Here is a 19,221-nt window from a genome sequence, read left to right as displayed (position 1 = left end):
ATATTCCAGCATGGAACGCTACGACGCCCTCTATCGGCTGTACGACGAGTTCGACGCGAAAACCCTCCGGGCGTATCAGGATTTTGTAGACCTCTTTCCACCCGTGGACTCCCGTGTTGCCCTGGAACACTGGCAGTCCGCGAGCGAGGAACTGGAACAGCGAAAGGACGAGATTCGGGGTGCGTTCGACGCGGGCGAAACCTACGCCACCATCGCCGCACACGCCACGCGCGACCAGGCGTTTACCGCGCTTGACCTCTATTCGAAATACGGCCGGGCGGTGAACGCGCTGGTGCTGGACGTGGACGAAACCCTGCGCTCTGCGGGCGGAACCGACAACGAGATTCCGCGAGAGACGCTCCACCTGCTGACCGAGTTCCACGAGAAAGGGATGCCCATCGTCGTCTGTACCGGCCAGACACTGGAGAACGTGAAGGGGTTCGCCGTTCAGGGCCTCGGCAACGAAATCGTCCACTCGAGCAATCTGAGCATCGTGTACGAGGCCGGAACCGGCGTGTTCACGCCGGGGCACGGCGCGGAGACGAAACGCCTGCTGTACGAGGAGTTGGACGACGAGATTCGGAACACCTTCGATACGGTTCGCTCGCAGGTATTGTCCTCAGCACCCGACGAACTCCGGCGGTGTACCCACCTGCAAGGCAACGAGTTCAACATCACGATGAAACCGAACTTCGAGACCGGCAGTTCGCGGGCGGTCGAAATCATCGACGACGCGCTGGTCTACCTGCTCGACCTGCTCGGGAAAACGGTGGCCGGGAGCGGAGAGGAAAGCCAAAGTGGAAACAACAATGGAAGCGACTGGGCACGATCTTACTACGCCGACAGCGACCCGGAAATCCGTGGCGTGCTGGAAGAACAGGGTGAAACCCCCGAGAACGACGTGGCGGCGATTCCGGAGGACGTGCGGGACACCTTCGGCCGAATCGACGTAGCCTACTACGAGGGTGACGCCGCCGAAATCGGGAGTCGGGAGTTGAACAAAGTGGTCGGCGTGAAGAGTGCGCTGGACGTTCTCGGCGTGGACGACCCCTTCCCGCTCGTGATGGGCGACAGCAAAAGCGACCTCCGCGTAATGCGATGGGTGGACGAAACCAACTCGGGCATCGCCGCTGCCCCGGAACACTCCTCTCGCGACGTGTTAGACCATGTCGTCAGAACGGACGAGCTCATCTACGACCAAGGGAAGGCGGGCGACGTGCTTCGAACCGTCTACGCGCTGAATCGGTTAGCGAATTTGGGGTAGCGTCCCACCGAGAAGTGAGCGGTATGCTTGCCGATGCAGACACAGCGCGCTTTCAGTAAGCCCGCGAATAGACTCGCATGAACGAATGTCCAGTCTGCGGAACGACGCTGTACGAGAACCGAGAAACCAAGTTCGTCACGCGTCATATCGGCGAGGAGTATCACTTCTGCTCCGCCGACCATCGCGAGCAGTTCGAGGAAGCACCGGGCGAGTACGTCTGAAATCAGCCGTACCAGTAGATGAAACTGGCGACTGAAAGTGGAATCGTCGTGAGCCAGAGTAAGCCACGCAGAACGACGAGTTTGAAGCCGTAATTCGGGTGAGACTCTCCGATTTTGTCGATAACGTAGACCGAACCGTTTCGCTGGAGGAGATAGTTTCGCGGCAGTTCGTTACGCGTCGTGGTGGTACCGCTGTCGAAAACGCGTCGAATCTGTGAATGGATATGCTCGTAGGACGTCGCAAGTTCGGCGGCCACTGCCTGTTCGGAAACGGGTTTCGAGGAAAGAACCAACGACCCGTTTTCGTTGTGCTGTGTCGGTTTCCGGTACCCATCACTAAAGACGACAAAGCGATACGTATCATCAAGATAATCGCTGGCATCCGTCTCATTGAGGTTCAAACGCAGTGGTTCATCACGCGCTTGATGTTCCAACCCGCAAGCCCGCGAGAAGACGATGTAGCATTCTTTCACCTTTGGATGATGTTGCAAATACTGATGTCGATTGCCGTCAGATAGTTCGTCGGCACGATACTCGTACCGGGGTTCGTCGGCATGCGGATACAGCCAAAGCGCGTTCGCGGCGAACGCGATAGCCAGCAAAAAACAGAGGATACCGACAGTTCGCCGCCGGTTCATGAAACCACTGTTCGTCGGAGATTCATAGCGGCCGGTTGTCGATATATGGAATAAGCTTTCTGTTCGAAAGAAACTGAGAAAGTGGGAAGAAAGCGGGAGATAGAGGAACCGAGGTAAGCGTGCCGAAGTGGACGAATCAGGCGTTCAACTGAACGCGCACCGTGTCGCCCGCTTCGACGGGACTGTGGGCCGAGAGGGGTTCGTGGTTGGACTCGCGGAGAACACGCGTGTCCGAGCGGAGGCCGAATCCGTCCACGATTCCGGCGCTGACCTGCTGGCCGTACTGCTCGCCGAGTCGGTTGACCACGTCCTCGACGGTTGCTTTTTCCGGCACCGCAACGCGGGCGTCGCGGGTTCCGGTTCGCGCGACCATCGGGCCGGTAAGTTTAACTGTGACGTTCATACTCACACTGTTGTCCCCCTGCAACAAAAAGTTTACTCATAGTCGAAAAAGTACTGCCGAGACGAAACCGCTTTTGGGGGCGGGCGATGAGCGTTCGAGTATGTCGCACGCACCGAAACCAGGGTCGGACGACCCGCTTTCCCTGCACGGCGTCGTTCCACCCACGATTACGGCGTTTCACGGAGACGAATCGGTCGATTACGAATCGACGGCGGCCCATGCCGAGTTCGTCGTCGAACGCGGCGTACACGGCGTCTTCCCGCTCGGCACAAACGGCGAATTCCCACTCCTGACGGGCGAGGAACGTCGCGGCGTCGTCGAGGCGGTCGTCGATGCCGTGGACGACGTGCCGGTCATCGCCGGTGTCGGCGCACCAAGCACACACGAAACGGTGGCCCACGCGGAACACGCCGAATCCGTCGGCGCGGACGGTCTCGTCGTCGTCACGCCGTACTATTTCCCGCTCGACCACGACGCCGCGGTGTCGCATTATCGACGCGTCTGTGAGGCAGTGGATCTGCCGGTGTACGTCTACCACATTCCGAGCAAAACCGGAAATTCGCTGTCGCTCGACACGCTCGCCGACCTCGCCGAGATTCCGAATCTCGCAGGACTCAAGGATTCGAGCAAGAACGTGCCGTGGTTAGGACAGGCTATCGACACACATCCGGAGCTTACCTTCCTCGCAGGGTCCGATTCCCTGCTTTTCCCCGGGCTCGAAATCGGCTGTTCGGGCATGGTCAGCGCCGTCGCCAACGCCTTCCCCGAACTGGTGGTCGACCTCTACGACGCGTACGATGCGGACGACGAGGCTCGCGCGCGCGAACTCCAAAGTCGGGTGTACGACGTTCGAGATGCGTTGAAAGGTGGGTCGTACATGGCAGGCGTGAAGACGACCCTCGATATTCGAAACCTCGACTTTTCGCCCGGCCCGCTCCGAAGTCCGCTCCGGAAAATGAACGATTCAGATCGGGATGAACTCGAATCCGACCTCCGTGCGTTGGATTTACTCTAACCCTTCTCCCGAGTAGGACGTTCTTTCAGGAGATGCCTATAACACGGAGGACGTTGTGCGGGAGGCTATGGTCTCACGCGTCGTTGTAGTCGGTCTGGTCGTCGTCTGTCTGCTGAGTGGTGTCGCCGACGCTCGACCCCTCGCTTCAGCTATCAACGGCCCCCCAACCGACTCCGCACTCGACACACAATCCGTATCGACGATCGGTTCGTGTACGAAAATCACGGAACCCGGCACGTACGCCCTCGGGAAGGACATCCATAACGGCAAGACGCGCATCTCGACCGGTTGCATCGAGATTCGAGCGGACGATGTCGTGCTCGACGGTCGCGGCCATCTCCTCGATGGCTTCGGCGTCAGCGACACCAGTGGCGTCCGCGTCGAAGGTGCTTCGAACGTCACCGTCAGAAACCTTCGAGCCAAGGATTGGAATCGCGGTGTCATGGTGAAAAACGCCGAGGACGTGACGATTCGTGGTGTGGACGCGTCGAACAACGCGATCGGCATCGACGTTACCGACGCCGACGTTCGGCTCGTGGAAAACGTCGCCAGAAGAGACCTCAAGGGAATCGTCCTCGCCGACCCGTGGGACGACGAACTCGAACGAAACCGAATCGGCAACAATCACGTCGTGAACGTCTACGCCCCACTCGCAGTCGTCGATGTCTTCGGCGTCCAACTCACGGTCGGCCCACCTCTCGACCCCGACCGGGATGGGCAGTACGAGGACGTCACAGGGAACGGCCAAACCGGATTCTGGGATGCAGTGGCGTTTCCGGTCGTCGTCGTGGCCAACACGGTCGGCCTGGCCGACGTTCCGACGGAACAGCGAGTCTCCCTCGATTTCGACGATGATGGACGGTTAGACCACGGTGACGTGTTGGCCTACGCCGGACTCACGCCCGCAACGTGAGTCCAGCGGCGATTTCGTCATCCGGACGAATCACGACCCGCCCGAGTTCGCTCGGCGTGGCACCTCCTTCGCCCACTCCGGCCATTCTTTCCGTTCGCGTCCGGAAAACGAATCGTCGCCGGACATCGATTTGATGGCGCGAGCGTCCTCTCTGCTCCACACCGTCCCGTCCTCGTGGAAGACGCCGTTCAGAATCCCGCGTTTTCGCTGACTCAGCATGTAGGCCGGTTTGAGCATGAGCGACCAGAAGAAGTTGCCGACGCCGGCCTCGCGGATGACCGGGGCGAGCGAGGCGTAGCGGGGTCCGCGCTTTTCGACGGGGACGTTTTGCTGCCCCCAGCCGAAGTCAGCGATTCGTTGCCACTCGGTGAGCCATACCGGCATCCCGGCGCTTCGTTGGAGTTTGTTCGCCTGTTCGAGTACATCGCGGTAGATGGCCTGCGTGTTCGGGTAGTTGTAGTGGAACTGCATTACGTCGATTCCCCAGTCGTAGTAGTCGGCGACGTTCGCCAAACTCGTCGCGCCGACCGTCAGCGGAACGTCGCCACGATTGTTGCGGACGACCTGAAACATCTCGCGAGCGAACCGCTTTTTCCACGGCCGCCACCCGGGTTCGTTCATCACTTCGATGGCGAGGAGGCGCTCATCGTCGCCGTAGCGGTTCATCACCCATTCAGCGAACCGGGTCGGGCCCCCCCATCGGTCGGGGTTTTTCATCACTCGCTTCCCTGGTGACCAGACGGACGTACCCGTCCACGGGTCGGTGTCGTAGAGGTTCTTCGGAACCGGCGGACGACCGACCCCCTCGAAAATGCCCAGCAGAACGCGAATTTCGTGTGATTCGGCGGTGTCCAAAAAATGGTCTACAGCCCGGCCGAACGACTCGGGGTCTTTGTGCCATGCCTCGTAACTCAGCCACGTTCTGAGGGCGTTTAGGTTCAAACGGGTGGCAAAGCCCATGTCGCGCTTCGTGACACCGCGTTCGTAGGTGTGCCACATCTGAAAGGAGTTCATCGCTCGGGACGGGAGATACATCGCACCACGGACATCGACCGGCGGTTCTCGGGCATCGGCTACGCATCCTGCGAGCGAAACGGCGGACGCGACGCCGGTAGCGAGGAACCCCCGTCTCGTACACCGACGGGTCATAGAAACGCGGACAACGCCGACCCTCGTGAAAGTGATGGTTGATTTACTGATACTCCATCAAAACCTGACACGGGTTTTCCCGGCTTTTTGAAACGGTGTCGTTTCCGTGAAAGCACCGATATCGGGGCCTTACAAACGTGAAATAGTCTTCAACGGCTTAGGTGCTGTTTAGCAACGCTCAACTGTTCTCTCGTTTTATACTTTCAACCTGTTTGGCAGCAAACCGTGACGCGACAAAACAGTAGCCGAGACGCGGCGAAAAATACGACACGCCGAACACTCATCCGACTTACTGGCGGAACTGCACGCTTGGCGGGTCGACGTTCGAGGCAGGCCGGACACCTGACGCAGTTACCGAGGAGTGGTACGAAATTTCGTTCGAAAGGTCGTACAGCAATCCGTCGTTCGTCGCCGATATCCAGACGGACAACGGCCACGACACCTCGGAAATCCGATACCGGAACCTGACGGGTTCGAGCGTCGAGGTGCGAGTCGAAGAAGAACGAAGCGTGGACAACGAAGTCGCCCACCGAACCGAGTCGGTCGGGTATTTGATGTTCGATGAAACGTAGTTTCCTCAGGCCAGCGAGGCTCTGCCTCGCGCTGTTCGACGGCGCTCACGCGCCGTCGGGCCAGCAAATCTTCGATTTTCGTCGTTCGACTGAGCGAAGCGAAGTCGAAAGGTAAAAATTCAGAGATTTGTTCGAAGGAGACACCAATTAGACACCACTTAATCGACAGAAGCGGTGATGGGGAGACTGACTCGGTTGCTGTGACGTTCGTCCACCAACAGACAGGAACGGTCGCCCTATTTTACCGTGTCATTGGTTAACTGGTCAATAGTAAGGATGACGGCAATCGAATCGATAAACGAGATGCCAGAACAGCAGACCGCTCCACGGGTCGTCGGCTACTATCGCCGCGGTCGATACGAGCTCCGAACAGAAGATTCCGTCCACGCATGGATCAGTGCGGAGAAGCCAGTCGACGTACTGCAGTGACTAGCCGATACCATTCGAACTTTTACTCTGGCCTGAGTACCCGCTGGCATGGGACGCGACTATTCGACTCTCCACGACCCGAACGCGGAGTACACGATGCGAAATCTCTCCGCCGAAACGATGGGCGCGACGGCGGAGCGAAGCGGCACGCGCGACGTAGAGATTACCGACGTGCAGACGACGATGGTGGACGGGAATTTCCCGTGGACGCTCGTTCGCGTCTACACCGACGCCGGAATCGTCGGCACGGGTGAAGCCTACTGGGGGGCGGGCGTACCCGAACTCATCGAGCGAATGAAACCGTTCGTCATCGGCGAAAATCCGCTCGATATCGACCGACTGTTCGAGCACCTCGTGCAGAAGATGTCCGGTGAAGGCTCCGTGGAAGGTGTCACGGTGACCGCGATTTCCGGCATCGAAATCGCCCTCCACGACCTCGCAGGGAAAATTCTCGATGTTCCGGCCTACCAACTCCTCGGCGGAAAGTACCGCGACGAGGTTCGCGTGTACTGCGACTGTCACACTGCCGACGAAGCCGACCCCGAAGCCTGCGCCGACGAAGCGGAGCGCGTGGTCGAAGAGTTGGGCTACGACGCCCTGAAGTTCGACTTGGACGTTCCGTCCGGACTAGAGAAAGACCGCGCGAACCGCCATCTCCGCCCCGGGGAGATTCGACACAAGGCCGAAATCGTCGAGCGGGTCACCGAGCGCGTGAAAGACCGTGCTGACGTGGCGTTCGACTGCCACTGGACGTTCTCCGCCGGGAGCGCGAAACGACTCGCGAAATCCATCGAGGACTACGACGTGTGGTGGCTCGAAGACCCAGTGCCACCGGAGAACCTGGAAGTACAGGAAGAGGTGACGAAATCCACCTCGACGCCAATTACGGTCGGTGAAAATCGCTATCGTGTCACCGAGGAACGACGTCTCATCGAAAACCTCGCCGTGGACATCATCGCGCCCGATCTCCCTAAAGTCGGCGGCATGCGCGAAACTCGGAAAATCGCGGACGTCGCGAACCAGTACTACGTCCCGGTCGCCATGCACAACGTCTCCTCACCGGTGGCGACGATGGCCAGCGCCCACGTCGGTACCGCAATTCCGAACTCGCTGGCGGTGGAGTACCACTCCTACCAGCTCGGCTGGTGGGAAGACCTCGTGAACGAGGACGTTATCGAGAACGGTTACATCGAGATTCCGGAAAAACCGGGGCTCGGTATCACGCTCGACATGGACGTGGTGGCGGAGAACATGGTCGAAGGCCAGACGTTATTTGACGAAGCGTAGCTTCGTCAGGCCAGCAAATCTTGGATTTGCGCTGTTCGATTCGGCATAGACTAATCGAGCCAGCGAATCCTCGATTCGACTTGTTCGACGAAACATAGTCGAACCGGGAACTCCCCGTTTCGAGCGATTTGTCGGATGAGCAAACTGGAGAAGAACAAGACAGCCGACCGTTCGAACATCCGTATTCGAACAGTGAATTACGGACGTGTGACAAACGGCAAATGTGATCACATCCGTGTTTCGCCCATCGACTGGCAACTTTTCCATTTTCAGTACTTCTTAGTGAACATATTATTATAATATCAATTTTCGAAAGGGGTTTTTAGGATTATTTTGGCATAAAGCTTATTCCATGGCAATACATCCGGAATTTGCATGGACGGGACATATCGGCGAGATTTCCTTAAAACAGTAGGTATCCTCGGCGCGACGGCAACAGTCGGAACCGGATTCGCACTCAGCACGACCGATACTGACGAATCCGGCAGTAAGTGGCCGATGCGCCGCGGAAACGCCGGACGAACCGGGGCGACCACCGATAATGGTCCCGGTTCGAACGTGACGACCAACTGGTCGTTCGACATGGGCGGCGGAATGTTCGGTAGCGAACCCGTGGTCGGCGAGGAGAGAGTCTATCTGGCCGTGACGACATCCCACACTCCCTCGACCAGTGAGGGGTACGTCGCCGCCTACGACCTGGCGGGCAACGAACTCTGGAAACGGGACGGTATTTCTCGCCCGGAGACGCCCACGCTCGGGGATGGAACGCTTTATTTCGATACCTACGGTGCCGAAGACGCCGACTCGACCGGATTCTTCGCGCTCGACAGCGAGACCGGTGAGACGAAGTGGCACAAGGCGGCGTCCGCGGGGTTCGGCGGGGCGTTGGTCGCCGACGGCGGATTGTACTGCAAGGTGATGGGAGACGCCTACAAAATCGACCCGGAGACCGGCGACGTGGTCTGGCAAACCGCAGATGTCGGCGGGGGCATTTGCTATGCCGATGGAACCCTCTTCTACGGCGATCGCGTCGCGCTTTCCGCCGATGACGGCTCAGTCCTGTGGGACGTATCTGAAGACGAAGACCAGTTACAGACGGTTGCCGATGGGCGAGTGTACAGCATCAAAACCGACAGGGATACGGGAACCGACATCCGGGCGCGGTCGGCCGACGACGGGTCGATTCTGTGGACACATTCGCTCGAAATCGACGACTACTGGTGGGGTGCTCAGCTCACGGTCGCTGACGGACGCGTTTTCTATCGACTCGACAACGCGGTACACGCACTCGACGCGAAAACGGGCGAGGGAGCGTGGGCGTACGAGACAGATGCGGAACTCGCGAGCGATGTGACGGCCGCGAACGACGCGCTCTACGTCGGTGGGCGAACGGATCCCGACCCGGATACTGGGGATGCGCTCGTTCTCGCCATCGACGCGGCGACCGGCGAATCCAAGTGGAGCCACTCCTTCGGAGCGTGGGATTTCGATGATACCGGACCCGCCGCCGGGACGCCCATCGTCGCTGACGGGCGGGTGTACACTGCCACGTTCCCGCTGCGGTCGACCATCGACTGGGTGTACACCGAGTATGCCGACTTCCACGTGCTCGGGGCGGACGAACTGAGTGAGACGACGACGACACAGACCACTGAGACGACGGACGAGGAGACGACCACGACGAACGAAGGAATGACCACGACAGACCAAGAAACGACGGCGAAGACGACAACCGGAGAAACGACGACGGCGAGCGGAACAACGGCGAGCGGAACGACGACGGAAGGTACCGGGACAACAACTGGAAACACGGGGACAGTGACGGAAACGATGACCACATCGACATCCACGGCGACGCCGCAAACATCGGGAACCACCACGACGGAGTCAGCAGGCGGTGGGATGGGAACCACCACGACCACCACGGACGGGCAACCGGGATTCGGATTCCTTACCGCAGTCGGTGGACTTGCGGGCGTCGGTGCGTACCTTCGCAATCGCATCGAGGAACGCGACTGACCGTCCCTCTCGACGGATTCTTGGCTCTTCGGCGGTGAATGGATGAGGGAGACGATTCGAGAATTTCAGACCCGCAACTGTGTGACAACTCGTTGCGAGACTGAAATCCAATTTTGATACCGGGTTTAACGATAGGATAAGCGATTGTCCCCGACGCTATTGCAGATACGCCGGGTCAACCGTCCGCCCGACCCAGAGCAAACTACCGACGAGCAGTGCCAACGCAATCGGCACGAGTGCCGAGAAGGCCGTCAACAGGATACCTGATGCCTGTACACCGAGGACGATGAGAACAACCGGGGCGCAGCAGGCCGCCCCCGAGAGAAGTGCCGGAACGCCCGCGAGAACCCCCGATGACCCGGCGATGCCACAAGCCTCGGGTTGTCGCCACGCGAGAAAGCTGACCGCGATATTCACTCCCACCAGAAGGGCCAGCACGAGTCCGAGCAGGAGATTCAGCGGCGAAACGAAAACCGTCGCGACTCCGGCATCTAGTCGAGCAATCGGTTCCCACAGAAGCGTTCCCATCGGCTGAAACGCCCGCGAAGCCGGATCGGAGACGAGGAGGAGACCGAAATCGCCATCGCCCGCCGACAGGTGGCCGATGGCGAAAAGGTAGGCCAGCAGGTAGCCGAGCGATACACCGACGAGGACGATTCGCGTGTCCGTTCGATGGAGCGTCGCGCGGACGGCGAAGCCAGTCCGCGCGAGCATTGTGTTCGGTCGATTACCGCCGATCGTCTCAGTCATGGAGACCAGTCCTTGGATAGAAACCGGCCCACGCGAACCACATCGCGTCGAAAGCGTACTGGTGGGGGAGCGGGAGGACTGCTGGCGCGTGCGTCTGGCCGTCCGGCCCGACGACGCGCCCGTCGCGAAATTCGAACGCTTCGTCGTTTGGATTACGATAGACGTACGCCGTATCGAGTCGTGGGTCGTACACTGCTAAGAGGGCCGTTTCTGCGATTTCCCCCGCCATGAGTCCTCGTTTCCTGAGCGTTTCTTTTCTGAACGTGGTGGCGCCATCCGACGTGCGCGTTCCGATGCCGACGCTTTTGGTCGGCAAACGGTCGTCGGTTTGCAGCGGCGGAAACAACGGGGTGCCGCCCGCATAGTAGCCGTCGAGCGGCGTGTACGAGCCGTAGGGGTCGCGGTCGTAATCACGAATCGAGCCGGTATCTTCCGAGAGAACGCGGGTTTCGGGATGGGCATTCCGCCAACGACTCCACGTCGTCCAGACGAGTCGGAACTCACGGAGCGAGCGCCCTTCGTACTGGCCGGAAATCGCGGTTCCGAGCATCTGGGGCCACCTGCTGTCGGTGTCCCGGTCGTACATCACGAGGTTGTCGTTGAGCAGTCGGCCCGAGACGCCGAACGTCGTTTCGCCTCGTTCGAACCCCATCGCGGTTCCCGTGAGGGGACAGTAGGAAATCGTGACGGGCGTTCCGGCGAGGGTGTCGTTCGCGATTTCGTGCCAGACGAGAATCCGCTGTGGATAGGCTTTCACCTCGGTATCGCGGACGACGCCGAACACGATGCTGTCTTCCCTGAGACGACGGTTCGCTTCCGTGGCGCTGGAAAAGTTTGGTTCGTCGATGGACGGAATCCCGTCCTTCGGTGGCCCACCGGAGACGACCTCCTGCCGGAGGTTTTCGAACCCGTACTGAACCGAAAGCGTTCCGTCCGCGAGTGGCAAGCCAGTTCTGCTGGCATCGTTTCTGTCCGTTTCGGCCGTTCGTGCCTCGGTCGTCTCCTGCCCCGCAGTCAGAGACGATTGGGCACCGAAACAGCCAGCGACCGTCGCCAGTCCCCCGACGGCGACGGTCGCCAGAAACTCCCGGCGAACGAGTGTCATACTGTGACATACGCACGGCTGGTGGTTAACGGTTCTACGATTGTGTGACCGATTCGCACAGCCTCGTCAGCAAATCGGCTTCGGGTCGAGTCCCATTCCGGTCAAGGTGTCGGCGTAGTCGTCGTACGCAATTTGAACGATCTCTTCCGCGATTTCTCGTGCATAGTCCCAGTCCGCTTCGCCCTCACAGGTATCAGCGAGTAAGGAAACGCCGTCTTCGACGTTCCCCTTCGTGTCCGTGCGCAAGTCGCGGAAGAGGTCCGCTCGGCGCTCGTCGGCCTTGTTGACGAAGTAGTTCACGACTTGCAGCAGGGTCTTATCGCCAACGAGCGAGCGGCCGACGAGGCCGCCAGCACGGGAGACGTCGTCGTCCAGTTCGCGGAGACGTTCGTGCATCGGGTCGACTCCATCCGGTTCGAACGTGTCCAACTCTGCCGCGACGCGCTCGTAGTGGTCTCGTTCCTGCGTCGCTAGTCGGCCGAAGAGTTTCCGTTCTGAGTCCGTTGCCCACTCCGAAAACGTCTCGGCCGCGGTGTGCTCGCTTCCCGCCACCGCCGTGAGTACGACCTCGGGGTCGAGGTCGGCACCCGTAAGCGCGACGAGCAGTTGTTGGGAGCCGAGACGGTCGAGTTCGGTCGATTTGGCTGTCCGAATCGAATCGACGAAATCATCAACGTTCATACTCGTGGGTCAACGACACGAGGCATAACGTTTCGGCGGCGATGATGTGCCGATTAGACGACCGAGTGATACGGTCGAACGGGCCATCGTTTTTGCTCTCGAACCGCGTACGTCAGGTATGGAAACCGCCCTGTCCGCCCGAGGGTTGTACGACCGGCTGCAACGAGGTGATTCGCTCACGATTCTCGACGTTCGCAACCGCGACGAGTTCGAGACGTGGCACATCGACGCGCCACGGACGGTGCAGACGTCCTACGCCGAGTTCATGAGCGCGAAGGTTCGGGACGAAATCCCCGGCCTCACCGACTCGCTCGACTTCGAAGAACCCGTCGTCGCGGTGTGTCCCCGCGGCGAAGCGAGCGAGCAGGTCGCAGCACTACTCCGCGAGGTCGGCATCGACGCGAAGAATCTCGCTGACGGCATGAACGGATGGGCACGGGTGTACGTCGCCCGCGAAATCGAAGGCGGAGAGCACGGCGAGACGACCATCTTGCAGTACGAACGCCCGTCGAGCGGTTGTCTATCGTATCTCGTCATCTCCGGCGAGGAGGCATTCGTTATCGACCCGCTCCGGGCGTTCGCCGACCGCTACGTTGCGGACGCCCGGAAGTTGGACGCGGAACTCGACTACGCCATCGACACGCACGTCCACGCAGACCATGTGAGCGGCCTCCGCGATGTCGCGGACGCGACCGACGCGGAGGTAGTTCTGCCCGAGGGTGCGCAAAATCGCGGTCTCGAATTCGACGCGACGTTCGTGACGGACGGCGACGAACTCGAAATCGGCGAGGCGACGATGACTGCCATCCATGCGCCGGGACACACGAGCGAAATGATGCTCTTCCGACTCGGAAACACGCTGTTCAGCGCCGACACACTGTTTTTGGATGGTATCGGCCGTCCCGACCTCGAATCGGGGTCGGAGGGAGCAACCGAACTCGCGAGCAAACTGTACGAAACGCTTCACGAGCGCGTGCTCTTGCTTCCGGACGAGACGGTCATCGCGCCGGGACACGTCCATTCCGAAACGTCACGGGGAGACGACGACACCTTCACCGCGCGACTGGCGACGGTGCGCGAATCGACTCCCCTCCTATCGCTTGACCGTGGCGAGTTCGTGGAACAGGTGGCGGGGACACTCCCGCCTCGGCCAGCCAACTACGAAGACATCGTCGCGGTGAATCTCGGGCGAAAATCTGTCGAGGAGGAAACCGCCTTCGAGCTCGAACTCGGGCCGAACAACTGTGCGGTGCAGTAGTTGTCGAGAGGAGCAGAAGCGGTTGCGATCGGAATCAGGCGCAATCGGTCTCTTCGTTGACTTCGACGTGGCGGTCGTCGAGACGCTCATCGGTTCTGCTTCCGAACTCCGGAAGCCCTTCCGTGTCCGATTGTTCCAGGTCCGCCGCGTCCATCTCCTCGTCCACGCGGTCGAGTTCGGCTTCGATTTCTCGCTTGCGCTCCCGTTGAACCTCTCGTTCTCGGTCGCGGTTATCTTCAGCCATCGTTGCAGCGAGAAGTACACCGAACCCCCACTATTGTGTGGCGGCCATCAGCTCACGAGCGCCGCACTCCGCCCGGCGACGACGACGTTCACCACGGCACCGACGAGCAGGAGGACGCCCGCGAAGTAGAGCCACGTGAGGAAGAGGATGACACCCGCGAGCGCCCCGTAAACGGGTGCCTTGCTCGCCGCACCTGCGTACGCCTGAAAACCACCTTGGAGGATAATCCAGCCGACGGCAGCGAAAACCGTTCCCGGGATGGCCTCTCGAAGAGTCATATTGACCGGCGGGAGCACGTAGTACAGCGGGAGGAAAACGAGCACGAGTCCCAGCAGGAGGGCAAGTGTTCCGGCGAAATCGATGAGCGGAATCTCCTCCAACGCGGCCGACCGAATCACGGCACCGATAGCAATCATCAACGCGATTCCCACGGCGACCGCGACCAGCGTGACGAGTCCCTTTTTCAATTGCTCGACGATACCGGCGTCGGGGTCGTGTTGGTACACCTCTTCGAACGCGAGGAGGAGTCCTCGGAACAGTTTGAGCGCGCTCCAAAGCAGGACGACGGCGCTCAGAAGCGAGGCGCTGGTTCGAGCCGACGAGTTTCCGATCGCGTTTTCGAGGAACCGTGCACCTTGGTTGGAGAGCAGTCCTTGTGCCTGCTGAACGAGCGCATTTGCGAACTCCTGCCCGCCGATAAGCGACCCGACAGTGAGTGCGAGAAGGGCAAGCGGGAAGATCGACACGAAGGCGTAGTACGCGAAACTCGCCGCGAGGAACGTGATGTTTCGCTCGCGGACGACATCGATAACCGACAGGGCCGTCGTGGTGACGCTCATACAGGAAAATAATCGTCCGTCCTAATGTTTGATTCGGCTGTCTGAATGACGAGTCGTACGTCGAATCGTGTGAAGAAAAGGAACCGGTCGCCGAATGGGTATGGTGTTATTCGATGCAGATGCACGCCCAGTCCGAGACGACTTTGTCGCCGTTTATCGCGGGCATGTCGCTGTCATCGCTGTCGTCGCCGCTATCGGAGTCGCCGTCGCTCCAGTCGCTGTCGTCGTCACCGTTGCTGTCCGCGTAGAGCACTGCCTTCAGCTTCGTGTCTTCACAGTACTTCTGGTTCAGCATGACATCGACGTCCTCGTGCGTTCCGGCTTCGAGGTGCTCGGACTGCCCGACCACGTTGCCATCCTGGTTGTAGATGACGATGTAGCCCTTTTCTTTCAGCGTGACTTCCTGCACCGTCACTGATTCGCCGTCGCTGGACTGCTTGTCGAAAGTGATGCTCGCTTTCATCTCCTCGTCTGCGCAGTCCTCGCCGGTTTTGGTGTCGTCGCCGGTCTCGCTGTCGGTGCTGTTATCTTCGTTTCCACCGCTGTCGGAGTCGCCGTCACTCCAGTCGCTCTCGTTGTCAGATTGCTCGACGGTATCGCTAACCCCGGTCACGTTACCGTCGTCCGTGGCGACTGCAACGCCAGCCACAGCCGAAGTCAGTAGTACTGCTACCAGCAGGACACTTTTGATTTTGTGTTCCATTGTTGAGTTTCACTCCATGCGAGTGCGTACCCGTAGAGAGGTAGTCCATATCTGACAGCGCGTCGGGCGATATCCGGCACGATGCCGGACGATCAGACGACGCATCGTCAAGCTGCTACCCGTGTTGGATACAAATTGTCCAACTTCTCATAGGTAATTTACTATAGTTCAAATAACAATGCCTGACAAATAATAAATCAAGGGGTAACGATGACCGAGTTCGTATCGTTTGTCCACCGAGGAAGTTCATATCAGCATAAATTAACTATTAAATTATATGATCCATAGCGCTCCCGTCTGCGATAATTTGTTCGATAATCTCATTTTTTGGATTATCAACCGGCAGAGTCGACTGCACCCGGAACGGCCTTGCCTTCCCGCTGCCATCATCCTGCATGGAAATCGACCCAACGGAAGTGCAGTCGCTCTATCGAACGTTAGCAGGGGCTGTCGTTCCGCGACCGATTGCGTGGGTCAGCAGTCGGGGTCCGGTCGGCGTGGACAACCTCGCGCCGTACAGCTTTTTCAACGTCGTGAGCGTCGCACCACCGGTCGTAATGTTCGCACCGGTTGACGGCCAGGACGGGCTAAAGGACACCCCAACAAACATCCGCGAAACCGAGGAGTTCGTCGTCAACATCGTTACCGAACCGCTGGCGGAAGCGATGAACCAAACGAGCGCGACGCTCCCCCACGGGGAAAGCGAGTTCGATCACGCGGGACTCGCCCGCGCGGAATCAACGACGGTGGACGCACCGCGCGTCGCGGAGACGCCAGTCGCGTTCGAGTGCTCGTTGTACGAGATGGTGGATATCGGCGCATCAACGATGGTCCTCGGCGAAGTTGAATGGGTTCACATCGACGACTCGGTGACGACCGACGGAAAACTCGACGTGGAGAAAGTCGATGCTGTCGGTCGTCTTTCAGGAAATTTATATGCGACGACGGAGGAGCGATTTTCGTTGGAACGCCCTCCATGAGCGAACAGGATACCATCGAACGGACTGACGTACCGATAACGACCGAAAAACTGGAAACGGACCTGCGAAATATCGGCGTGTCGGCGGGTGATACTGTCCTGGTTCACTCGTCGCTCTCCGCCTTGGGATGGGTCAGTGGCGGTGCGCCAGCAGTGGTCGATGCACTCCAGTCAGTTATTACCGAGAACGGAACGCTCGTGATGCCGACCCACACGTCGGGCCACTCGAACCCGGAGAGTTGGCAAAACCCACCAGTCCCCGAGAACTGGAAGGATGAAATCCGAGCGACGATGACGCCCTACCGCCCCGAAATAACGCCGACGCGCGGCATGGGTGCGATTCCGGAGACGTTCCGAAACTACCCCGATGTCGTTCGAAGTCGGCATCCACACTACTCCTTCGCGGCGTGGGGTTCGGATGCGGAATCCGCCGTCACCGACCACGAGTACGATTTCGGACTGGGCGAACCCTCACCGCTCGCCGACGTGTACGACAGGGACGGAACCGTCCTCTTGTTGGGTGCAGGTTACGATTCGAACACCTCGCTCCACCTCGCCGAACATCGTGGCGACTACGAGAAAGAAATCGTCACGGACGGCGCGCCGGTGTTGGAAGACGGCGACCGAAAGTGGATATCAGTTGAGGGACTCGACATCGATGATAGCGATTTCGACCAGGTTGGCGAGGCGTTCGAAAAAAAGCGTCCTGAAGCAATCACTCGGAGACAAGTTGGCAATGCAGAAACCGTGAGGATGAGTCAGCGAGAACTGGTCGATTTCGCCAGCGAGTGGTTCAACAGAAATCGGTAATCGTCGCGGTTAGTCAGTCGTCGTCCGCCGTTGCCGCGTTCGAATCCATCGCTTCCGTGTCGGATTCGATGCTCGGCGGATATTTGCCGCGGTCGAGTTTCAGGTCGCTTTGTGGACGAGCCATACAGGTGAGTGCGTAGTTTTCCGCCTCTTCCTCGGTCAGGCCGCGGGCCGCCGGTTGTGTGACCTCTCCTTCTACGATTTCCGCGGAGCACGCGAGACACATGCCGACCCGGCAGGAATACTCCTGTGCGATTCCGGCCTCGATGCAGGCCTTGAGAATGGTCTCCTTGCCGGAAACCTCGATAGTTTCGCCCGTCCCGACGAACTCGACGGTGTATTCGTTCATGTTCCGGGAGTACGAACAAGCTTGACAAAACTCTTTATCCACGCCCGCTCGCATTTTACGTCGTTTTCGAAAGGACACAAAAGGGGATAAAGAGTTTTCTCGCTTCCCTCTCGTAGCGAAACGCATGACCGAGCAGTACGATATGGTCGTCGTCGGCGCAGGAACCTCGGGGTGTTACGCCGCGGCGACTGTTGCACGCGAGGGCTACGACGTCGTCATCGTGGAGCGGAAGACGGAGGAAGAAGCGGGACATATCGCTTGCGGGGACGCGCTGAAAGGCGCGGACGCCTTCCCCGAGGCGATTCCGAAGGAGAAGATTCAGCCCGCATTTACGAACACGGACGTAGACCACGGCCGGTTCGAGATTCCGAAAGAGGACACCGTCCTCGAAATCCCGGTTCCGGGCGAACTCGCCGTCATCGACCGCTGGGAGTACGGGCGACGAATCATCAAAGGTGCAAAGGACGCGGGTGCGCAGTTCCATTACGACACCGTCGTCCAAGACGTGACGCAGGACGATGATGGCCGCGTCACCGGCGTTCGCGGCAAACACGACTGTGAAGTCGTCGAATACGAATCCGAACTGCTCATCGACGCGGCCGGGGCGCTCTCGCTCCTGCAGGACAAAACCGACTTTTCGAATGCGACGTTCGACACGAACGTCACCTACTCGCAGTTCTGTTCTGCCTATCGTGAAATCGTCCACGTCGAAGAACCGGTCGAATGGGACGACGCGCTCGTATTCAAACCGACCGACCGTGCCGCGGGCTACCTCTGGTACTTCCCGCGCACCAGTACGGAAATCAACGCCGGACTCGGTTTCCAGATGAACGAAAAGCCGATGAAGCTGGTCGAAGACCTGAAACGCGACTTGCGCAATCGACCCGAGTTCAAGGGGGCGACCGTCGAGGACAAACTCGGTGCGGCGCTACCGACTCGACGCCCCTACGACTCCGCCGTCGCGCCCGGTTTCATTGCGGTTGGCGACGCCGCAGGGCACGTCAATCCGACGACTGGTGGCGGCATCGCGGGAGCGGCCTACGCGGGGAAGTATGCGGGCGAACAGGCCATCGAAGCCTTCGAATCCGGCGACGTCAGCGAGCAAGCTCTGTGGCAGTACAACCAGCGCGTCATGGAGCATTTCGGCGCGCGCTATGCGGGACTCGACATCTACAACATCTACACCACTGCCGTGGAAGTGGATGACTTGATGGGGATGCTCGGTGCGCTCCCGACGGAAAAACTCTCCGAGGCGCTCTACTCCGGCAGTGCGAACATCGGGTGGAAGCTCAAACTCCAAACCGCCATCGACGCCCGCGACCACTGGCGACTGATCTACGATTTGTACAAGACGAAGAAGTTGGCCGACGATATCATCGACCACTACGACCACTACCCGACCGACCCGCGAGGTTTGCCGTCGTGGCAAGAAGTTCGTGATGACCTGATGGACGATGTGTACGCGACGACCGGCGCGGCACCGAAATACTGAATCAGGAAGGGAACTGAGTCGAGTTGCGACGTCGTCTTCGTTTTAGTTCAGCGCGACGAAAGATCGTACTGCATCCACAACCCTGGTAAGTCATTGCCTAG

Annotated in this window: 22 protein-coding genes; 11 read left to right on the top strand and 11 right to left on the bottom strand. The window is 59.5% G+C overall.

Translation table 11 applies throughout. From position 1 onward, the window contains the following. The first annotated feature begins 10 nt into the window (after window positions 1-10). Both ACN2TU_RS01215 and ACN2TU_RS01210 read left to right on the top strand, forming a co-directional pair. The gene (locus ACN2TU_RS01215; RefSeq protein ID WP_435152019.1) at window positions 11-1,264 is read left to right on the top strand and encodes an HAD family hydrolase; all 1,254 of its coding nucleotides are present in this window, start codon (window positions 11-13) and stop codon (window positions 1,262-1,264) included. 77 nt (window positions 1,265-1,341) lie between these two features. After that, window positions 1,342-1,485 (top strand): TRASH domain-containing protein, encoded by a 144-nt coding sequence (locus tag ACN2TU_RS01210; RefSeq protein WP_435152016.1) that lies wholly within the window; start codon window positions 1,342-1,344, stop codon window positions 1,483-1,485. A 2-nt stretch (window positions 1,486-1,487) separates the two neighbouring features. Here the strand turns inward: ACN2TU_RS01210 and ACN2TU_RS01205 are convergent, their stop codons facing one another. After that, complete coding sequence (locus ACN2TU_RS01205) at window positions 1,488-2,123, bottom strand: DUF8127 domain-containing protein (protein WP_435152014.1); 636 nt, start codon at window positions 2,121-2,123, stop codon at window positions 1,488-1,490. 136 nt (window positions 2,124-2,259) lie between these two features. Beyond that, the gene (locus tag ACN2TU_RS01200) at window positions 2,260-2,526 is read right to left on the bottom strand and encodes a MoaD/ThiS family protein (protein WP_435152012.1); all 267 of its coding nucleotides are present in this window, start codon (window positions 2,524-2,526) and stop codon (window positions 2,260-2,262) included. Between the two features lie 100 nt (window positions 2,527-2,626). On the opposite strand from ACN2TU_RS01200, the gene ACN2TU_RS01195 reads away from it, so the two are divergent. After that, window positions 2,627-3,541, top strand: a complete 915-nt coding sequence (locus ACN2TU_RS01195) for a dihydrodipicolinate synthase family protein (protein WP_435152009.1) — start codon at window positions 2,627-2,629, stop codon at window positions 3,539-3,541. A 67-nt stretch (window positions 3,542-3,608) separates the two neighbouring features. After that, window positions 3,609-4,454 carry a NosD domain-containing protein gene (locus ACN2TU_RS01190; RefSeq protein WP_435152007.1) on the top strand — a complete coding sequence of 282 codons (846 nt, stop codon included), beginning with the start codon at window positions 3,609-3,611 and terminating at the stop codon, window positions 4,452-4,454. A 30-nt stretch (window positions 4,455-4,484) separates the two neighbouring features. Here the strand turns inward: ACN2TU_RS01190 and ACN2TU_RS01185 are convergent, their stop codons facing one another. Further along, window positions 4,485-5,603 (bottom strand): cellulase family glycosylhydrolase, encoded by a 1,119-nt coding sequence (locus ACN2TU_RS01185; protein WP_435152005.1) that lies wholly within the window; start codon window positions 5,601-5,603, stop codon window positions 4,485-4,487. 289 nt (window positions 5,604-5,892) lie between these two features. Then, window positions 5,893-6,120, bottom strand: coding sequence for a hypothetical protein (locus ACN2TU_RS01180; RefSeq protein ID WP_435152002.1), 228 nt, complete (start codon window positions 6,118-6,120; stop codon window positions 5,893-5,895). Window positions 6,121-6,451: 331 nt separating this feature from the next. Here ACN2TU_RS01180 and ACN2TU_RS01175 point away from each other — a divergent pair, with 331 nt between their 5' ends. The 3 genes from ACN2TU_RS01175 to ACN2TU_RS01165 all read left to right on the top strand — a co-directional run bounded on the left by ACN2TU_RS01175 (window position 6,452) and on the right by ACN2TU_RS01165 (window position 9,910). Beyond that, entirely contained in the window at window positions 6,452-6,604 is a 153-nt protein-coding gene (locus ACN2TU_RS01175) for a hypothetical protein (protein WP_435152000.1), read from the top strand. Window positions 6,605-6,652: 48 nt separating this feature from the next. After that, window positions 6,653-7,891 carry a mandelate racemase/muconate lactonizing enzyme family protein gene (locus ACN2TU_RS01170; protein WP_435151996.1) on the top strand — a complete coding sequence of 413 codons (1,239 nt, stop codon included), beginning with the start codon at window positions 6,653-6,655 and terminating at the stop codon, window positions 7,889-7,891. 375 nt (window positions 7,892-8,266) lie between these two features. Beyond that, a complete protein-coding gene (locus ACN2TU_RS01165; protein WP_435151993.1) occupies window positions 8,267-9,910 on the top strand; it encodes an outer membrane protein assembly factor BamB family protein in 1,644 nt (547 codons plus the stop codon). A 156-nt stretch (window positions 9,911-10,066) separates the two neighbouring features. On the opposite strand, the gene ACN2TU_RS01160 is transcribed toward ACN2TU_RS01165, so the two are convergent. The 3 genes from ACN2TU_RS01160 to ACN2TU_RS01150 all read right to left on the bottom strand — a co-directional run bounded on the left by ACN2TU_RS01160 (window position 10,067) and on the right by ACN2TU_RS01150 (window position 12,446). After that, window positions 10,067-10,660, bottom strand: coding sequence for a hypothetical protein (locus tag ACN2TU_RS01160; protein WP_435151990.1), 594 nt, complete (start codon window positions 10,658-10,660; stop codon window positions 10,067-10,069). Then, entirely contained in the window at window positions 10,653-11,765 is a 1,113-nt protein-coding gene (locus tag ACN2TU_RS01155; protein ID WP_435151988.1) for a DUF3179 domain-containing protein, read from the bottom strand. The genes ACN2TU_RS01160 and ACN2TU_RS01155 overlap by 8 nt, the downstream gene beginning before the upstream one ends. Before the next feature lie 66 nt (window positions 11,766-11,831). Then, window positions 11,832-12,446, bottom strand: a complete 615-nt coding sequence (locus tag ACN2TU_RS01150) for a rubrerythrin family protein (RefSeq protein ID WP_435151985.1) — start codon at window positions 12,444-12,446, stop codon at window positions 11,832-11,834. A gap of 118 nt (window positions 12,447-12,564) precedes the next feature. On the opposite strand from ACN2TU_RS01150, the gene ACN2TU_RS01145 reads away from it, so the two are divergent. Continuing rightward, entirely contained in the window at window positions 12,565-13,704 is a 1,140-nt protein-coding gene (locus ACN2TU_RS01145; RefSeq protein WP_435151983.1) for an MBL fold metallo-hydrolase, read from the top strand. A gap of 34 nt (window positions 13,705-13,738) precedes the next feature. Here ACN2TU_RS01145 and ACN2TU_RS01140 read toward each other — a convergent pair whose 3' ends face one another. From ACN2TU_RS01140 to ACN2TU_RS01130, 3 genes are all read right to left on the bottom strand, one after another. Continuing rightward, the gene (locus ACN2TU_RS01140; RefSeq protein WP_435151981.1) at window positions 13,739-13,948 is read right to left on the bottom strand and encodes a hypothetical protein; all 210 of its coding nucleotides are present in this window, start codon (window positions 13,946-13,948) and stop codon (window positions 13,739-13,741) included. Window positions 13,949-13,995: 47 nt separating this feature from the next. After that, window positions 13,996-14,787: a YihY/virulence factor BrkB family protein gene (locus ACN2TU_RS01135; protein WP_435151979.1), complete on the bottom strand. Its 792-nt coding sequence runs from the start codon at window positions 14,785-14,787 to the stop codon at window positions 13,996-13,998. A gap of 106 nt (window positions 14,788-14,893) precedes the next feature. Further along, complete coding sequence (locus ACN2TU_RS01130; RefSeq protein WP_435151976.1) at window positions 14,894-15,490, bottom strand: DUF7282 domain-containing protein; 597 nt, start codon at window positions 15,488-15,490, stop codon at window positions 14,894-14,896. Window positions 15,491-15,885: 395 nt separating this feature from the next. Here ACN2TU_RS01130 and ACN2TU_RS01125 point away from each other — a divergent pair, with 395 nt between their 5' ends. Further along, complete coding sequence (locus tag ACN2TU_RS01125; RefSeq protein ID WP_435151973.1) at window positions 15,886-16,470, top strand: flavin reductase family protein; 585 nt, start codon at window positions 15,886-15,888, stop codon at window positions 16,468-16,470. After that, the gene (locus tag ACN2TU_RS01120; protein WP_435151970.1) at window positions 16,467-17,279 is read left to right on the top strand and encodes an AAC(3) family N-acetyltransferase; all 813 of its coding nucleotides are present in this window, start codon (window positions 16,467-16,469) and stop codon (window positions 17,277-17,279) included. Before ACN2TU_RS01125 ends, ACN2TU_RS01120 begins: the two co-directional genes overlap by 4 nt. A gap of 13 nt (window positions 17,280-17,292) precedes the next feature. Here ACN2TU_RS01120 and ACN2TU_RS01115 read toward each other — a convergent pair whose 3' ends face one another. After that, window positions 17,293-17,628: a 2Fe-2S iron-sulfur cluster-binding protein gene (locus tag ACN2TU_RS01115; protein WP_435151967.1), complete on the bottom strand. Its 336-nt coding sequence runs from the start codon at window positions 17,626-17,628 to the stop codon at window positions 17,293-17,295. A 124-nt stretch (window positions 17,629-17,752) separates the two neighbouring features. On the opposite strand from ACN2TU_RS01115, the gene ACN2TU_RS01110 reads away from it, so the two are divergent. Continuing rightward, on the top strand, window positions 17,753-19,120 hold the full coding sequence (locus tag ACN2TU_RS01110) for a geranylgeranyl reductase family protein (RefSeq protein ID WP_435151964.1): 1,368 nt from the start codon (window positions 17,753-17,755) through the stop codon (window positions 19,118-19,120). Window positions 19,121-19,221 lie beyond the last annotated feature (101 nt).

It is taken from the genome of Haladaptatus marinus (genome assembly GCF_051194195.1).
The sequence above is the reverse complement of the archived record's forward strand: the minus strand, read 5'-3'. Positions and strand labels throughout refer to the sequence as shown.

Excerpts from the sequence above, each read along its gene's own strand:
- ACN2TU_RS01165 (WP_435151993.1), top strand. The coding sequence starts at position 8,267 with ATGGACGGGACATATCGGCGAGATTTCCTTAAAACAGTAGGTATCCTC.
- ACN2TU_RS01110 (WP_435151964.1), top strand. The coding sequence starts at position 17,753 with ATGACCGAGCAGTACGATATGGTCGTCGTCGGCGCAGGAACCTCGGGG.
- ACN2TU_RS01140 (WP_435151981.1), bottom strand. The coding sequence starts at position 13,948 with ATGGCTGAAGATAACCGCGACCGAGAACGAGAGGTTCAACGGGAGCGC.
- ACN2TU_RS01155 (WP_435151988.1), bottom strand. The coding sequence starts at position 11,765 with ATGACACTCGTTCGCCGGGAGTTTCTGGCGACCGTCGCCGTCGGGGGA.
- ACN2TU_RS01125 (WP_435151973.1), top strand. The coding sequence starts at position 15,886 with ATGGAAATCGACCCAACGGAAGTGCAGTCGCTCTATCGAACGTTAGCA.
- ACN2TU_RS01150 (WP_435151985.1), bottom strand. The coding sequence starts at position 12,446 with ATGAACGTTGATGATTTCGTCGATTCGATTCGGACAGCCAAATCGACC.
- ACN2TU_RS01200 (WP_435152012.1), bottom strand. The coding sequence starts at position 2,526 with ATGAACGTCACAGTTAAACTTACCGGCCCGATGGTCGCGCGAACCGGA.
- ACN2TU_RS01145 (WP_435151983.1), top strand. The coding sequence starts at position 12,565 with ATGGAAACCGCCCTGTCCGCCCGAGGGTTGTACGACCGGCTGCAACGA.
- ACN2TU_RS01185 (WP_435152005.1), bottom strand. The coding sequence starts at position 5,603 with ATGACCCGTCGGTGTACGAGACGGGGGTTCCTCGCTACCGGCGTCGCG.
- ACN2TU_RS01120 (WP_435151970.1), top strand. The coding sequence starts at position 16,467 with ATGAGCGAACAGGATACCATCGAACGGACTGACGTACCGATAACGACC.
- ACN2TU_RS01190 (WP_435152007.1), top strand. The coding sequence starts at position 3,609 with ATGGTCTCACGCGTCGTTGTAGTCGGTCTGGTCGTCGTCTGTCTGCTG.
- ACN2TU_RS01170 (WP_435151996.1), top strand. The coding sequence starts at position 6,653 with ATGGGACGCGACTATTCGACTCTCCACGACCCGAACGCGGAGTACACG.
- ACN2TU_RS01205 (WP_435152014.1), bottom strand. The coding sequence starts at position 2,123 with ATGAACCGGCGGCGAACTGTCGGTATCCTCTGTTTTTTGCTGGCTATC.
- ACN2TU_RS01210 (WP_435152016.1), top strand. The coding sequence starts at position 1,342 with ATGAACGAATGTCCAGTCTGCGGAACGACGCTGTACGAGAACCGAGAA.
- ACN2TU_RS01160 (WP_435151990.1), bottom strand. The coding sequence starts at position 10,660 with ATGACTGAGACGATCGGCGGTAATCGACCGAACACAATGCTCGCGCGG.
- ACN2TU_RS01135 (WP_435151979.1), bottom strand. The coding sequence starts at position 14,787 with ATGAGCGTCACCACGACGGCCCTGTCGGTTATCGATGTCGTCCGCGAG.
- ACN2TU_RS01130 (WP_435151976.1), bottom strand. The coding sequence starts at position 15,490 with ATGGAACACAAAATCAAAAGTGTCCTGCTGGTAGCAGTACTACTGACT.
- ACN2TU_RS01195 (WP_435152009.1), top strand. The coding sequence starts at position 2,627 with ATGTCGCACGCACCGAAACCAGGGTCGGACGACCCGCTTTCCCTGCAC.
- ACN2TU_RS01175 (WP_435152000.1), top strand. The coding sequence starts at position 6,452 with ATGACGGCAATCGAATCGATAAACGAGATGCCAGAACAGCAGACCGCT.
- ACN2TU_RS01115 (WP_435151967.1), bottom strand. The coding sequence starts at position 17,628 with ATGAACGAATACACCGTCGAGTTCGTCGGGACGGGCGAAACTATCGAG.
- ACN2TU_RS01215 (WP_435152019.1), top strand. The coding sequence starts at position 11 with ATGGAACGCTACGACGCCCTCTATCGGCTGTACGACGAGTTCGACGCG.